The sequence below is a fragment of the uncultured Cyclobacterium sp. genome (assembly GCF_963977555.1).
In the GTDB taxonomy this organism is placed as follows: Bacteria; Bacteroidota; Bacteroidia; order Cytophagales; family Cyclobacteriaceae; genus Cyclobacterium.
In genome coordinates this window covers 418077-433840 of sequence record NZ_CAXBPD010000001.1, presented here as the reverse complement: position 1 = coordinate 433840, position 15764 = coordinate 418077, and the positions used below count along the sequence as shown (strand labels likewise).

General features: G+C 38.6%; 12 protein-coding genes and 2 tRNA genes. 7 read left to right on the top strand and 7 right to left on the bottom strand.

The features are described from left to right. Positions 1 to 89: 89 nt before the first annotated feature. Positions 90 to 1097: a DNA topoisomerase IB gene (locus tag AAC073_RS01550; protein WP_339922070.1), complete on the bottom strand. Its 1008-nt coding sequence runs from the start codon at positions 1095 to 1097 to the stop codon at positions 90 to 92. A gap of 678 nt (positions 1098 to 1775) precedes the next feature. Between AAC073_RS01550 and AAC073_RS01545 the strand changes: the two genes are divergently transcribed. From AAC073_RS01545 to AAC073_RS01535, 3 genes are all read left to right on the top strand, one after another. Beyond that, on the top strand, positions 1776 to 3905 hold the full coding sequence (locus tag AAC073_RS01545; RefSeq protein ID WP_339922069.1) for a catalase: 2130 nt from the start codon (positions 1776 to 1778) through the stop codon (positions 3903 to 3905). Positions 3906 to 4261: 356 nt separating this feature from the next. After that, positions 4262 to 5629 (top strand): hypothetical protein, encoded by a 1368-nt coding sequence (locus tag AAC073_RS01540; RefSeq protein WP_339922068.1) that lies wholly within the window; start codon positions 4262 to 4264, stop codon positions 5627 to 5629. Positions 5630 to 5767: 138 nt separating this feature from the next. After that, positions 5768 to 7009, top strand: coding sequence for a dipeptidase (locus AAC073_RS01535; RefSeq protein WP_339922067.1), 1242 nt, complete (start codon positions 5768 to 5770; stop codon positions 7007 to 7009). A gap of 234 nt (positions 7010 to 7243) precedes the next feature. On the opposite strand, the gene AAC073_RS01530 is transcribed toward AAC073_RS01535, so the two are convergent. Both AAC073_RS01530 and AAC073_RS01525 read right to left on the bottom strand, forming a co-directional pair. After that, positions 7244 to 7317, bottom strand: a tRNA-Asp gene (locus AAC073_RS01530). Positions 7318 to 7492: 175 nt separating this feature from the next. Further along, positions 7493 to 7566 (bottom strand) — tRNA-Asp (locus AAC073_RS01525). A gap of 355 nt (positions 7567 to 7921) precedes the next feature. On the opposite strand from AAC073_RS01525, the gene AAC073_RS01520 reads away from it, so the two are divergent. Continuing rightward, complete coding sequence (locus AAC073_RS01520; RefSeq protein ID WP_339922066.1) at positions 7922 to 8647, top strand: VIT1/CCC1 transporter family protein; 726 nt, start codon at positions 7922 to 7924, stop codon at positions 8645 to 8647. 358 nt (positions 8648 to 9005) lie between these two features. On the opposite strand, the gene AAC073_RS01515 is transcribed toward AAC073_RS01520, so the two are convergent. The 4 genes from AAC073_RS01515 to AAC073_RS01500 form a co-directional block, all read right to left on the bottom strand. Next, positions 9006 to 9851: an alpha/beta hydrolase gene (locus AAC073_RS01515; RefSeq protein ID WP_339922065.1), complete on the bottom strand. Its 846-nt coding sequence runs from the start codon at positions 9849 to 9851 to the stop codon at positions 9006 to 9008. Between the two features lie 222 nt (positions 9852 to 10073). Further along, complete coding sequence (locus AAC073_RS01510; RefSeq protein WP_339922064.1) at positions 10074 to 11249, bottom strand: 6-bladed beta-propeller; 1176 nt, start codon at positions 11247 to 11249, stop codon at positions 10074 to 10076. 7 nt (positions 11250 to 11256) lie between these two features. Beyond that, positions 11257 to 12834 carry a phosphoenolpyruvate carboxykinase (ATP) gene (gene pckA, locus AAC073_RS01505; RefSeq protein WP_339922063.1) on the bottom strand — a complete coding sequence of 526 codons (1578 nt, stop codon included), beginning with the start codon at positions 12832 to 12834 and terminating at the stop codon, positions 11257 to 11259. A gap of 265 nt (positions 12835 to 13099) precedes the next feature. After that, positions 13100 to 13936 carry a 1,4-dihydroxy-2-naphthoyl-CoA synthase gene (locus AAC073_RS01500; RefSeq protein ID WP_339922062.1) on the bottom strand — a complete coding sequence of 279 codons (837 nt, stop codon included), beginning with the start codon at positions 13934 to 13936 and terminating at the stop codon, positions 13100 to 13102. Between the two features lie 113 nt (positions 13937 to 14049). Between AAC073_RS01500 and AAC073_RS01495 the strand changes: the two genes are divergently transcribed. The 3 genes from AAC073_RS01495 to AAC073_RS01485 are packed head-to-tail and all read left to right on the top strand — an operon-like array spanning position 14050 to position 15715. Continuing rightward, positions 14050 to 15111: an AMP-binding protein gene (locus tag AAC073_RS01495; RefSeq protein ID WP_339922061.1), complete on the top strand. Its 1062-nt coding sequence runs from the start codon at positions 14050 to 14052 to the stop codon at positions 15109 to 15111. After that, entirely contained in the window at positions 15108 to 15536 is a 429-nt protein-coding gene (locus AAC073_RS01490) for a DUF2141 domain-containing protein (RefSeq protein ID WP_339922060.1), read from the top strand. The genes AAC073_RS01495 and AAC073_RS01490 overlap by 4 nt, the downstream gene beginning before the upstream one ends. A gap of 2 nt (positions 15537 to 15538) precedes the next feature. Then, the gene (locus tag AAC073_RS01485) at positions 15539 to 15715 is read left to right on the top strand and encodes a hypothetical protein (protein ID WP_339922059.1); all 177 of its coding nucleotides are present in this window, start codon (positions 15539 to 15541) and stop codon (positions 15713 to 15715) included. Positions 15716 to 15764: the final 49 nt, after the last annotated feature.

The window sequence follows — 15764 nt, the reverse complement described above, 5'->3', positions numbered from 1 at the left end:
TTGGATTGGTATTTAACTTATCTACGCATCGAATGGAAATAATTTTTTAAACTTAGTTTTAATCCTAACAGGTAAACCCTTGTTAAAACTTATTTAGAGGAGCCTTTTTCGATTATTTTCAAGGCTAGCCTCTCACTTGCAGAAAGCTTATAGGCACTTCTAGTTGGTTTAAATGGATTGGGTTGTGGTAAGGATTGTTGATCAATTTCATTGTAAATTTCAGGATGGATGTAATAGTTTTTACATACAGTTGGGGTGTTTCCAAGTTCTGAGGCCACCATTTTTATCAGGATGTTACTGAATTTTTTCCGCTTGGCTTTTTGATACGCTTCATAAGCTTTAGGGTAATATTCTACAGCCATGCGACAAGCTGCCCATGTTCGAAAGTACTTGCTAGAATAATCTTCCCCCATGTTTTCATTAATATATTGGTTTACTTCATCACTGTCCACTGCTTGAAAGTTCCCATTCTCATCCTGATAACGGAAAATTTCATATCCAGGAAGATCTGCTGAGTCCTTGATCAATGTGATCAATTCAGTATCGTCAATTAACACTTTACGATTTATTTTACTCTTTCCTTTGAAATGAAAGGTCAGCGCTTCCCCTTCAATTTTCATGTGCTTTCTTCGTAAAGTCGTTAGGCCAAATGTATCATTGCTGTTTTGGTAAAACTTGTTACCAATCCGGATACCATATTCATCTAGGATCAAAACCATTAACCCTAGAACTTTTTCTTTGGTCCATTCTTTAGTCTTTAAAGCCTGATAGGCTTTTTTACGAATAGTGGGTAAGGCCATTGCAAACTTTACCATTTTATTGAATTTCTCTTCTTGGCATTTTTGCTCGAACACTGAGTGGTAGATATACTGTTTTCGGCCTTTCATATCCCTACCTGTAGCCTGTATATGACCTTCCTCAAACCTGCAAATCTTCACCTCCTCCCACATAGGAGGAATCACCAAATTTTTTAGACGTTTCAGTTTTTTTTGGTCTTTAATGGTGCTTCCATTCTCGTCAACGTACCTAAAACCTCTAGCCCATTTTTTTCGATGAATGCATAACGCTGAATCGTCTATTTCTTTTATTGCTTTCATATTCTTGCTAATCCTGCTTTGGAAACCTCACTATGTTACTGAAAACTAGAATTTACTGTTCATTTGATAAGAAACTCATTCTTGAAGACTATGTTTATTAAAATAAATTCTTTTTTCACCTTATACATGCGAAAGCTTTCAAACTCAGACACTTTTGTCCCAAACAAAATTGATGGCCAAAACCCAGTATTTCAAATCCAAGATTAAAGTTGGAGTAGGAAATAATTTTCTTCAAAAACCAATTTTAATGGGTAAGCATTTGCTGACTGAGGTAGTGTTATTTAAACCAATATTCAGAATAATTTTATTTTATATAAAAGTTAAATTCTACTCAATAACTTGTAGTATTAAGTGGTTTTGACCAATTGATAGACCTTGTTCTCTTTATTGGTTTTCAATCAATATAGGCCTTTAAATGAGTCATAACTTATACCTAAAGTTGAATGCTAAATTTTGTTTGGATAATTAATGATTTATTTAAATGAAAACAAATGATAGATTTTGATAGAGCTAATATATAAATCTTTTGGGCTATACTTTTTCTTTTGACGGCATTAGATTTGATCTGTTCAATTCTGATTTTGCAATAAGGTTTCGTGATTTTTATAGGAATTTATTTCCTGGCGAATTTGATAGCTGATTGCAGGTTTTGAGTTTTACCCTTAAAACAATCTCGTAATGAAAAATAAAGAACAACAAACTACAAAAGCCGAACAATTAAAGAAGTTCACAAAGGACCCTACTGACCAGCCATTAACTACAAGGCAAGGGGTAAAAGTAAATGATACAAACAATTCGTTAAAAGCTGGTGTAAGAGGATCTACCCTTCTAGAGGATTTTATCATTCGTGAAAAAATCACCAGTTTTGACCACGAACGTATTCCAGAGCGAATCGTACATGCTCGAGGGAGTGGCGCTCATGGTTATTTTGAGCTTTATGACAGTATTAGCGAATATTCCAAAGCGGGGATATTTACAGATACTAGTCGGAAAACTTCCGTTTTTGTAAGGTTTTCCACTGTAGCTGGCTCCAAGGGCTCAACAGACCTTGCAAGAGATGTTCGTGGTTTTGCAGTGAAATTCTATACTGAAGAAGGAACATGGGACTTAGTTGGTAATAACATGCCAATCTTTTTCATACAGGATGCGATGAAGTTCCCCGACCTTATTCATGCGGTGAAGCCGGAGCCTAACAAGGAAATACCTCAGGCAGCTTCAGCGCACGATACCTTTTACGATTTCGTGTCATTGACTCCTGAAACCCTGCACAATCAGATTTGGCTGATGAGTGACAGGGCCATTCCAAGAAGCTTTCGAATGATGGAAGGTTTTGGTATTCATTCCTATAGACTCATCAATGAAAAAGGCGAGGCCCATTTTGTTAAATTTCATTGGAAACCAAAATTAGGTGTACACTCTATTACTTGGGATGAGGCAACAAAAATTAGTGGAGCTGATTCTGATTTTCACAGGAGGGACCTATGGGATGCTATAGATTCTGGTCAGTTTCCAGAATGGGAGCTAGGAGTTCAAATTGTTCCAGAGGCAGATGAACATAAGTATGATTTTGACCTTTTAGACGCCACTAAATTAATACCGGAAGAAATGGTTCCTGTTAAGGTTATAGGTAAAATGACCTTGAATCGAAATCCAGAGAATTTTTTCGCTGAAACAGAACAGGTAGCTTTTCTGCCAGGGAATATTGTTCCGGGAATCGATTTCTCGAACGATCCATTGCTTCAGGGACGTTTATTTTCCTATCGTGATACACAACTTTCCAGATTGGGAAGTCCTAATTTTCATCAAATTCCAATTAACCAACCGGTAGTTAAAACCGCTCACAATCAACGTGACGGTCACATGCAAACCGAAATACCTAAGGGACAAACGGCTTATTTCCCCAATACCCTAGGTGGAGGATGCCCCCACTTGTCTAAAATCGCTGAAGGTGCATTTTCTTCCTATGAGGAGAGAATAGATGGCAAAAAGATTAGGGCCAGAAGTGAAAGTTTTATAGATTTCTTTTCACAGCCAGCTCTATTCTATAGAAGTTTGGCTGAATGGGAAAAAAGCCATGTGGCCAGTGCTTATTCTTTTGAATTGGGCAAATGTAACCATAAGCATATTCAAGAGAGAATGCTGTGGATGATAGCGCAAATTGACACTGAGCTAGCGGAAAAAGTAGCGGATGATTTGGGTTTGAGTATTCCAGATAAAATTGAGCAACCCATTAATCAAGCCATTGGAGCGGATGCTAATGTAGAAGATTATCAACCTGGTCCTAAAAAGAACTATTTGGATAAATCTGCACCGCTGAGTCAGGCGAATACTAAATTTGATAGTATTGCTACTCGAAAAGTTGCTGTTTTGGCTGGGGATGGTTTCAGTATGGACGATTTTAATGCCATGAAAACTGCTTTGGAGGCGGAAAATGCTACAGTTAGTATAGTGGCACCACATGGGGGAACGATAAAGTGTGATACGAATATGGATCATCCTGTGACTGCTAGTATTAATACAACTGAAAGCGTGCTTTACGATGCAGTCTATATACCTGGCGGACAACCCTCTATCGATGCCTTGTTGAAAACTGCAAAGTTTAAAAAGTTTATTAATGAAGCTTTAAAACACTGTAAGGCAATTGCTGCAGACAAGGAAGGGGAGAAGTTTTTAGATGAAACCTATGTGAAAGATTTCAAAGACGATAAAGCGATACTTATTAACGCTAAAGCAAATGCCTTTATTAAGGCAATTGCCAAGCATAGAAATTGGGATCGAATGAAGAAAGGAGAAGGAGTTCCTGTCTAGTTTATTTTCGGTTTAGAAGTCAAAAAGGCAAAATTTCCTGGATTGTCATTTCTGTTTTAATTCAAATAGAAATGATAATTCAGGAAATTTTTTCATTTAATCAAGAGTTGAATGGCATTGAATAAAAAATTATAATACAGCGAACATCGTAGACCATCAATGCAAAGCTTTACAAAAAATTTTAAGCATTTAACCTAGTCGTTCGAGGCAGAGTAACAGCGGAAAACTAAGCGTAAACACAAGTGATCATTACTTCGAAGGATTAGGAAATAAAATCATTATTAAATTAATTGTTTAGATTTAACGTTTATGTAAGAATCACCTTATTCTCGCTAACCACTGAAACCATAAACGTTATGTCAAAAAAAGAAGTCGAAATTATAAATACGACAACCAGTTCCTTAAATACAAACGAGATCTCAGAATCTAAGCACTTCATTACTAGGCGTGAAATGCTAGCGATAGCAGGAGTGGCTGGATTGTCCGCTTTGGTTGGTATTCCAATTAGCTCAAAAGCAGAACAATCAGAGAGCGGGCCACGTATTGCCGTTCTCGTTAGCTATTGGGGTGCTACAAGGTCCCATGCAGATTGGATAGTAACCAAGTTAATTGATGGCTATTGGTGGCAGGGGGCGTATACCAAATCCCGGGTCGAAGTTGTCGCCATTTACATTGATCAATACGATGAAAGCCTACTAGGTCAGAAAGTAGCCAAAGCCAAAGGTATTCCTATTTTTAAGTCAGTAGAGGAGGCAGTAACACTTGGAGGCGAGGAGCTTGCAGTGGATGGCGTTGTTATTGTCGCAGAACATGGTGATTATCCAAAAGACCTTAAAGGACGATGGCTCTTACCGCGCTGGAGGATTTTCCAACAAATGGTAGCGGTTTTTGAAAAGAGTAAGCGTGCTGTACCCGTATTTAATGACAAACACCTATCTTATGATTGGGATGAAGCCAAGTGGATGTTTGACAAATCCAGAGAGCTGAATTTCCCTTTGACAGGGGGATCTTCTATTCCCCTATATTACCGAAAGCCAGCTATTGAACTTGAAAATGACGTCCCCTTAAAGCATTCAATTGTTATCGGAGGGGCGTCTGATGAGGGGGGTATTTTTCATTGTATTGATGTGCTTCAAGCCTTTGTAGAGAGAAGAAAAGGAGGAGAGACAGGTGTCAAATCTGTTCAGTCCATCCGGGGGGTAGAAACTTGGGAATGGGTCGAGCGAAACCTTTGGGCCGGCAGACTGCTTGAAGCTGTGGCAAAACAATTTGAGCTGAAGCCAGGACACTTTCAAGAGAATGCTAAGGCTAGCATTTGTATCGTAGAATACAATGATGGAACGGAAGCTGCTGTAATATCTGGTAGGGACGTCGGGTGGACTTTTGCTGGGGAGATTGAAGGGCAAGATCAGCCGACGATAATCTCTATGCTTGGCTGGGCCGGACCTTTTGACCAGTACCATGCTTCAAATGCACAACCTCACTGGATAACAGAAATGATGGTGGCTAAAAAAGAACCCTTCAATGCGGAACGTCTCCTTTTGTCTACCGGAATTACCAATCACTACGTGGAATCAAACTGGGAAAATGGTGTTTATTCTGCTATCGGTAGACGCATCAAAACGCCATATATGGACATGACCTACCACACAAGCCGAGGCCCACAATTTAATACAGGTGAGCGACCACTAAGTCGCCCCTATATCCGTGGTTTTGATGAATAGGTATAGGCAGTGTTTTTGGAGGTCCCATTGTGATTAATAAACAGGGCCTGTGAAGAAATGAAAGATTTTAGATGGCATCCAAAGCGCTGGTATTACCATTAAATAATAAAAATATAAATTAAGAAAACGCTTAAGCAAATGAAACGTCGAGACCTTATTAAGGGCTTAACATTACTGCCAATAGCAGGAAGTGTTTTGCCGCTAAATTCCTTGTTAGCTGCTCCGAAAAATGAAAATAGGATTCCTTTGACCCCTCAGGGTAAACCAATGCCAAAATTGCATCGCAAAGCATTTGTGATGGATGGGCATGTTCATGTAATGACCCGTGAATTGTTGATGAATACGGACATTGGTCAAAGGTATTCTGACGGAACCGTTGATCTTCCTAGAGCAATAGAAGGAGGATTGGATGCCATGTTTTTCTCCGTTTATACACCTGAACATTATTATCCTGGAAGGTTTGAAACTAAAAATACCCTTAGAGTGATAAACCTTGCTTTAGACCAGATCAAAAACAATGATTCAGTTATTGAATTGGCCTTGAATGCTTCTGATATAAAGCGTATAAATAAAAAAGGAAAAATGGCTGCTTTCTTGGATTTGGAAGGGGCCTTTGATTTGGATGGTGATTTAAACCTATTACGAGCCTTATATCGATTAGGGCTAAGGTCTATGCAGCTCACCGCTCACAATACTACGAATGCATTCATTGATACCTGTAATGATGTGAGTAAATGGGGTGGCATAAATGAGCTTGGAAAAACAATTATTTCTGAAATGAATGGTCTAGGTATGATCATTAATATTGCTCATGCATCTAATGATGCCATATTACAAACCGCAGAGGCAAGTAAGCATCCTGTAATCTACAGTCATGGAGGTTTTTACGGTATAGTCCCTCACCCTCGGTGCATTACAGATGAAGCGGCAAAAGCCATCGCCTCAAAAGGAGGGGTGATTGGCATTCACTTTGGAAGTTTATTTAACAACCCTAAATATTGGGCCTGGCAAACAGCGCCAAAGGAGACCACACCAGCTTCGGTTAATCAAACTGTATTGAGTACGATTGAAGAGGTTGACCAAGAAGTCCTAAAAGAGGTGCCACTGGTTTTCAATGGAACCATTCCAGATGAATATTGGATGCATGTAGACCAGTTGGCCAGAGTTATTGACTATGGTGTTAATTTAGTAGGAGAGGACCATGTGGCTCTTGGCTGTGATTTGGATGGAGGGCCTGAGTTGCCTCGTGAAATTGAGGACATCAGCGATTACCCTCAAATTACCATGGCGATGCAAAGACTTGGATATAGCGATCAAAGAATAAAGAAAATTCTTGGTTTGAACTGGCTTCGTGTGATTCGAGAAGTAACGGGAGACTAATAATAGAAAGACTGTAGACAGGTAGGTCGAAGTTTTAAATAAAGGTGTACTTAAGTGTTTTAAATAAAAAAAACCGACTCTACTAGCTTGTCTTTTACGCTATTGGAGTCGGTTTTTTGTAATGAGGAGCCTGATACCTTTTCCTATCCAGCAATATTGCTGATGGATGGAACGAATGTGTAAATTAAATAGATGCTAAAACAGAAAAAGCCTTGGAAAACCAAGGCTTTTAAGCGGAATGGACGGGACTCGAACCCGCGACCTCCTGCGTGACAGGCAGGCATTCTAACCAGCTGAACTACCACTCCAATACATTTATTCTTTAAGTTTCGAACCAGCGACCTTCCCGATAAGTCGGGACAATCTAATCAGCTGAACTGATACTTTTTTTATTAGCCTACGTTTGAGTTGAAACGCGATTAATAAAATGTTTGTCTTCAATGTCAAAGCAAAAAAAAGCCTTGGAAAACCAAGGCTTTTTAGCGGAATGGACGGGACTCGAACCCGCGACCTCCTGCGTGACAGGCAGGCATTCTAACCAGCTGAACTACCACTCCTTTTTTTGTTTGTTTAATACTCCTCGTTTGAAGTGATACAAAGGTAGAAGAATGTTTGTTTTTTTACAATAGAAGTACAAAAAAAAAGAGTCTATTTGCTTTATCGCTTTCATATTCAAGGAGATTAATTTTATATTTCATTTTTAAATTTAGATCCGTAGAAAGAAATAGCCAAAAGAACCCAATAACTCCCATACTTTATACAGATCACTTATTGATTGGAGGTCTCTTTCAGCAAGGCCACTTAATGTTTCTCAGATTAACTGAATTTTTGTAAATTCAAACGCTAGGTGAACTTAATACTTAAGTTGATATCAAAGCATTCATCGATTAGGGTTAATTAAATAGACACATTTTGGAAGAATCAGTATTGCACCAGGAAGTACCTTTTTTTAAAAATCTTCAGGAATACCTTAGGGAATTTGTTTACGGAGGCATAGACGGTGCCGTTACTACCTTTGCGGTAGTGGCAGGTGCAGTTGGCGCAAGTCTAGATCCGATGGTGATCATAATTTTGGGTTTTGCCAATTTATTTGCCGATGGGCTGTCCATGTCTATTGGCGCCTATCTATCTTCCAAGTCAGAAAAGGAAAATTATCAGAAACATAAAAATATTGAATATTGGGAAGTAGACCATCTTCCAAAGAAAGAACGTGATGAGATTGTTACCATTTATAAAGAAAAAGGTTTTGAAGGAGAACTTCTACAAAAGGTGGTTGATGTCATTGTTTCAGATAGAGACCGGTGGGTGAATGAGATGATGAAGGACGAACTCAATATGATTGAAGAAGTGAAGAGTCCTTTTAAAATAGGTCTCGCTACGCTTATTTCTTTCGTAGTTGTCGGTTTTATTCCTCTTATAGTTTATGTGTGGGATTTCTTTTATGAAGCTAATTTTGATGTGTTTTTATGGACTTGTTTGCTCACTGGAGTGGCTTTTATTTTGGTCGGCGCTTTGAAAAGTTGGGTCAATCAAACCGGGATTTTTAAAAGTGTATTTGAGACACTTTTTCTTGGCTTTGTAGCCGCAATGGTAGCTTATTTTGTAGGAGATATTTTAGAAGCATTGCTTTTAAAATAAAAAAAGAAGCCTTTGGTTACAAAGGCTTCTAGGTGGGTTTATTTTAACCGACTACAGCTATATTTTTGGCGCAATGCCTTACTGAGTAAGTAATTAAATTGTTATGATTTTTTAAACTTAAGAAAAACAAATGGAAGCGCAAGCATACTATTAGCATATCTTTTCATTAAGTTAAAAAAAAATCAATTATTTTATTATTCCTGTTTAAACCAAATAAAATTTCATTAAAAAATTTTCAAAACCCATTATTAAGTGTTTTTGTTACACTTTTTAAGGGTGATTTTGCTGAAGAGCTCAGGATAAAATAAACTTTTTATTGTATTTTATCTTTTCCTTTTTTATCTCTTTAACGACTGATTCACTCTGTCTCAGATTCGTGATACAGCTTAATTTTCTTTAAAAAAGCTTCCGTTTCTATTAGAGTTTGATCGTAAATTTCTCTGTTTTTGAAGTTGAAAAAACCATGAGGTTGTCCTTCGTATAGAATTAAGTCGCAATAGCTTCCTAATTTTTCCATAGCCGTCTTATAGTATTCTGCAGTAGCCACAGGAATTAATTTATCTTTGGTTCCTAATAAAAAAAGTGTAGGCGGGACACCTTTGTGAAGGTTGTGAAGTGGAGAAACTTCCTTGTATCTGTCAGCCAATCGGTCATAGCCATATCCGGCAGGACCATTGTCTATTACGGGGTTATATAGAAGAAGGGCAATAGGCTTGGAGCTGATCTCCCTATTTTCAAGTCCTTCAAATCCCTGAATGGTGGCTGTTGCAGCTGCAAGGTGACCACCTGCAGAGCCACCGGAGGCAATCACTTTGGCGCTATCCAAGCCAAGCCTTACCGCATTCTTCTTGACGTATTTCATGGCTGCCTTTGCGTCCTCAATTGCATCGAATGGACTGGTCTTTTGACGGGAAGAAACCCTATAGTCGACCAGAATGCATACAAATCCTTTTTTGGAGAAGTGAAGCGCATGCGGTCGGAATTGATCCCAGCTGCCTGATACCCATCCGCCACCAAAGAAAAAAACGATGGCAGGCTTGTCTTTCTTTTGCTCGTCTGAGAGGTAAATATCCATTTTCAAAGTGTCATTGCCTACTATTTTATAAGTTTCCTCTACATGGCTTTGGCCATTACTTGTGAGGGACCCCAACAGCGCAGCCGTGAAAATTAAAATGAATAGGAGGGATTGGGTTTTATATTTCATGTGGTTACGATTTAATATTGCGACCTAATGTACACAAAGAATTAAATGCATGGTAGGCTTTGGCTTTAAATGGGCCAATTTAATAGTGAATCCATAATGAAAGCCTCATTGGCAAAATAATTTGTCTATCGCTATTGATCTATGGGGATCAATATTTAACCCAAATTATATCTATCTTAAAGTAGAGGAACCACTTTACCTTAGACATAAAACATATATCCGCTAAAAACCAATATTAAATTTTAGAACTATAGGATCTTCCTCATCAGATAATTTTTCAATGCTATTCAGGAGCAATTCTTCGTATTTTCCAAAATAACCTAAATCCAATGCCCTTTGCCAATCCGATTGCTGCATTACCTGATAAAAATAACCACCGGTCGAATAACTGTTATTTCTAACGCTTAAGAGTGCTTTTGTGATTTTAAGTTCTCCAGAACTTCGGGAAATAAATACATCATAAAAAGGAAATGTAGAAAGGCTTCCCTTGTCAAAAAGGAGGTTTTTTTCGATACCGTAAGCCATTAATTTCAGGGAACCTTCACTGAAATCAATTAGACCTGTATTGAAGGCGTAGTCTTGAGAGAGCAAGATTTTCTCTACAAATGCTTCTCCTTCCAGCTCAAAATCATCCGTTACTATGCTTTTGTCGCCAAAATCTAGGGTGATATATGGCTTGACAATCCCTTCTTGATATCTGTATATGGTGTCTGAAAGTCCAAAGTTTAAAAGTTTTCCTTCTTTCATGTCTGCAATCATCCCAGGATTCAACTCCCCACTGTATGGGAGAGATAATATGGGTAGCGTTTTTGCTGCTTTTGCTTTTGGATCCACTACGTGGAAAATTTTTTCGCGCGCTTTGTTTGTTGGTTCAGATGAAATCAACCAGCTTTCCGGTGAAATAAGGGACACTGTAGGTACAAAATTAAATTCCCCCAATTTTATTTCCTTTCTAAAATCAAATTCAGGTAAGCCGTATTTCAATAGGACACCTCTTCCTGTACTTATGTAAAGTTCATCATTTTCAATTATCATACCATGCAATGCTGGATATTCTTCAGGACCGTCACCTTTCCTGTTCCAGCTCTGAAGGTGGTTGCCTTCCAGATCAAAGGAGTGAATAGAAAGATCCTGAAAACACCTGCTGGCATAATAAATCTTATCATGGACGACCAATTCGCTGACATTGCAGGAAAGGTTTATCAAAGTGTCTTTTGGAGCCACTAGTGGGATAAATTCAATCTCTGAAACAAGTTCGTCAAACGGAAGGATAGAAGTCCTGTCAATTAAAAAAGAAGGGGTTTTATCAGTTTCCCCTTCTTTCTCTTTTGTCTGGCATTGTACTAGGATCATACCTATTATACCTATGACAGCACTGTAATACCTGATTTTGAACATTTGTTATTTATTTTGGCCCCGCTTTGGTAATGTTTTCGTCAACTTGGTCTTCAAATTGTTTGAAGTTTTCTTTAAAGAGGTTTACCAATTTGCTCTTTAACTCACGAAATTTGTCTTGGTCTCTCCAGGTGTTTTCGGGAATAAGTATTTCACTGGGTACTTCTGGACAGGTTGTTGGGATTTTAAGGTTAAAATCTGCTTCATTTGCGAATTCCACATTATTAAAATCTCCATTATGTATAGCATCCAAAATGGCACGGGTGTATTTTAATTTAATTCGAGACCCCACTCCATAGGAACCGCCACTCCATCCAGTATTTATTAACCAAGCGTTTACCTCATGTTTTTTAATTTTCTCTGCCAGTAAGTTAGCGTATTTATTTGGATGCCACATCATAAATGCGGCACCAAAACAAGCACTAAAAGTGGCTTCAGGATCTTTTACACCCATTTCTGTTCCGGCCACCTTGGCTGTATACCCAGAAATGAAATGGTAACTGGCCTGTTCCGGACTTAATTTGCTTACTGGAGGCAGTACCCCAAAGGCATCACAAGTCAGAAAAATAATGTTTTTGGGATGTCCAGCAGTACATGGAATTTTAGTGTTTTCTATGAAATCTATTGGGTAAGCAGCGCGGGTATTTTGCGTTATTGAAGTGTCAGCATAATCTACTTTTCTAGTTAGGGGGTCATAAACCACGTTTTCCAATACGGCGCCATAACGAATAGCTCCAAAAATATCTGGCTCCGCTTCCTCATTTAAATCAATGGCTTTGGCATAACATCCACCTTCAATATTGAATACACCGTTTTCATGCCAGCAGTGTTCGTCGTCACCTATAAGTCTTCTTTTAGGATCTGCACTTAGGGTAGTCTTGCCAGTGCCAGAAAGGCCAAACAATATAGATACATCGTCATTTTCGCCTACATTGGCAGAGCAATGCATGGACAAAACCTCTTGCTCAGGCATCAAGTAATTCATAATAGAGAAGATACCTTTCTTCATTTCTCCGGCATATTCAGTGCCTAGAATGACTACTTCTTTATGCTCAAGACTAATTCCAACACTGGTTTTTGAGGTCATGTTGGTGGTGAAATGATTAGCAGGAAATTCTCCAGCGTTAAAAATAACATAATCTGGTTCGCCAAAGTTTTTTAACTCTTTAGAAGTTGGTAGAATTAGCATGTTTTGCATAAATAGCGCGTGGTAGGCGCGGGTGCAGATGATCCTTACTTTTATCCTGAACTTCGGATCCCACCCTGCATAGGCATCGACAACATAAAGATGTTCTCTCGTATTGAAATAGTCGATGGCTCGCTCTCTATTGACCATAAAGGTGTGCTCATCCATTTCATAATTGACAGCTCCCCAGTCGATGTCTTTCTCTGATTCAGGGTGTCTAACAATTCTCTTGTCTTTGGGACTTCTTCCCGTCTTTTTTCCTGAGAAAACCATTAAGGCTCCGGTACTTGAGATGGCAGACCCTTTTTCTAACTTTAAGGCTGCTTCATACAATAATGCTGTTCCGCCATTCCTTAAGATATCGGTTACTCCAATTTCGTATTGCTTTAAATCAAAATCCATATTCCCTCATTTCTTTTAAAGTTCCCTATTGCTATTCCATAAAATTAGCAAGAACCTGGTGCTTAGGCTATGACCAAAGTCATAAAAAAACCTAAAAAACTTAAGGATTTGGGAATAAATACCAGTAGGATCAAATAAAATCAGCCTGGCGCAACTATACGTTTCACCAGGCTGTTTTCTAAGGGTTTAATAATTTTAATTGGATAGCTCCCAATTGGAGTAATCAGCTCAGCAATATGAAATTAACCAATGCTTATAGTGCCAATTAGGGAATCCATTTAATATGTTTAAAGTTAGGTTTACGTTTTTGTAGAAAAGCATCTCTGCCTTCTTTAGCTTCCTCTGTCATATAAGTAAGCCTTGTGGCCTCACCTGCAAAAACCTGTTGGCCTACCATGCCATCATCTGTAAGATTAAATGCGAATTTGAGCATTCGGATAGAAGTAGGAGATTTTTCCAATATTTCTTGCGCCCATTCAAAAGCGGTATTTTCTAAGTCATCGTGTGGAACCACGGCATTAACCATTCCCATTTCAAAGGCTTCTTGAGCGGAATAATTTCGGCCTAAAAAGAAAATCTCTCTGGCCTTTTTTTGCCCTACCATTTTGGCAAGATAAGCAGAGCCATAACCACCATCAAAGCTAGTTACATCTGCATCAGTTTGTTTAAATATGGCATGTTCTTTACTTGCTAATGTCAGGTCACAGATGACATGAAGACTATGTCCACCACCTACTGCCCAGCCAGGCACAACAGCTATGACTACTTTGGGCATAAAACGAATAAGACGCTGTACTTCAAGTATGTTTAATCTGTGCATGCCATCTTCACCCACGTAGCCTTGATGGCCTCTGGCTTTTTGGTCTCCACCACTGCAGAAGGAAAAAACCCCATCTTTTGAAGATGGCCCTTCCGCGGACAATAAAATCACCCCTACATTGACATCTTCACGGGCATCTAAAAAGGCATCATAAAGATCACTTGTAGTTTGTGGACGAAAAGCATTTCTAATATCCGGTCTGTTGAATGCAATTCTGGCTACACCATCACATTTTTTATAAGTGATGTCTTTGTATTCTTTTGCTGTTTTCCAATCGATCATTTCCAGGTTAATTTTTTATTGCAAGTTAACAGGCTAATTTAATTTTGTGAAATTAAGCCTGTGGATTATGGATGCCAAGCTATAATTTATTTATTTTGTGCAGCAAAAGACCTATGATAACTTTCGGACACACCACTTTTAGCCTTAGTCAAATACAAAAAGGAGATGAAAAACAACTTCCTGATTTATATAAGGAGGCATTTAATTTTTGTTGGGAGTGGTTGAATGGGAAAGAAGCTTATACCCTACAAACTTCTGGATCAACTGGTCCACCAAAGAATGTATTTGTTTCTAGGAGTCAACTTGTTGAAAGTGCAAAGGCCACAAAGTTGTTTTTTGGTTTCAAAGAAGGGTGTAAAATGCTTTGTTGTCTTGATACAAGCAAGATAGCAGGTAAAATGATGCTGGTGAGGGCCATGGAGTGGAAAGGTGATTTGAGGGTGGTTCCACCTGAATCGAATCCTTTTAAAGGTAGGATGAATGACTTTTTTGATTTTGTCGCCTTGGTTCCATTGCAAGTTGAAAAGACCCTGGGATCTCCCAACGGGATAAAAGCCCTAGAGCAAATTCAAAACATTATAATAGGAGGCGCACCAATCTCCAATCAGCTGAGGGAAAAAGTAAATTGTTTACCAGGTAGGGTTTTTCAAACTTATGGCATGACCGAGACCGTCTCACACATTGCTTTGGCAAACCTCAAAGAAAATGGTGCATTGCTTTATAAAGCCTTACCTGGTGTAGCCTTAAAGGTAGATAACCATAACAGGCTATTGATTCATGCGCCGATGGGAGGCCGTTCATGGTTGCAGACCAATGACGTGGTAAGTTTACAAAACGATAATACTTTTTTATGGAAAGGTAGAGCTGATAATGTTATAAATTCGGGAGGGGTAAAACTTCATCCAGAGGAAATAGCAATAGAAATTGAGGGATTAATGTATCAATATTTTCCTGGAAGGTTGTTTTTTCTGACAGGAACGAATGATAAAAGCTTGGGAGAATCCCTCACGTTGGTAATTGAAGGGGAAGAGGCCCTAGAGATCGCCACTTTGTTTCTGGACAAGGCCAAGAAGTTGCTACCCAAGTATCATAATCCCAAACTAATTCTATTTATTTCTGAATTCAAGGTAACGGTCTCTGGAAAAATAGATCAATTGCGTACTTTAGCAAAATGATAAATCAAGCTGTCATTATTCTTGCAACTATTTCTGTTTTCTTATTTACTATGGAGAGAAGTTCAGAGCTTACCGTTAATGTAAGCGTTCAAAAAGAAGACCAAGGTCTTGTTCAGCTTTTACTCTTTAAAGGGGGAGAAGGGTTTCCTGATCAAGCTGATAAAGCAATTTTAAGCGGTTCTGCCATTATAGAAAATGGTAAAGCGGTGTTTATATTTAATGATTTGCAGGAGGGAGCCTATGCAGTAGCTGCCTTTCACGATGCCAATGAGGATGGTAAAATGCGTAAAACCCTTCTGGGAATACCTAAAGATGCTTATGGGTTTTCTAATAATGCCAGAGGTACTTTTTCCGCTCCTTCATTTGAGAGTGCATCATTTGAGCTTCCAGCAGGTAATCATACAATAAGTTTTACTTTAAAATAATTATGTTAAAGAATCTTCAGATCACCGTATCTATAATAGGACTGGCAGCAGCCATAGTATATATCCTTTATTTTTTCAGGGTCATTTACCATCCTTATATACCTACTATATCTGGTGGTATTGTGATATTCTCCTATCTATTTGGGGTTTATGCTAAGAAAAAGCAAGAACAGCCTTGACTATTAAAGTATGCCAATTGGGAAAGAAAAGAATACAAAATGCCGATGG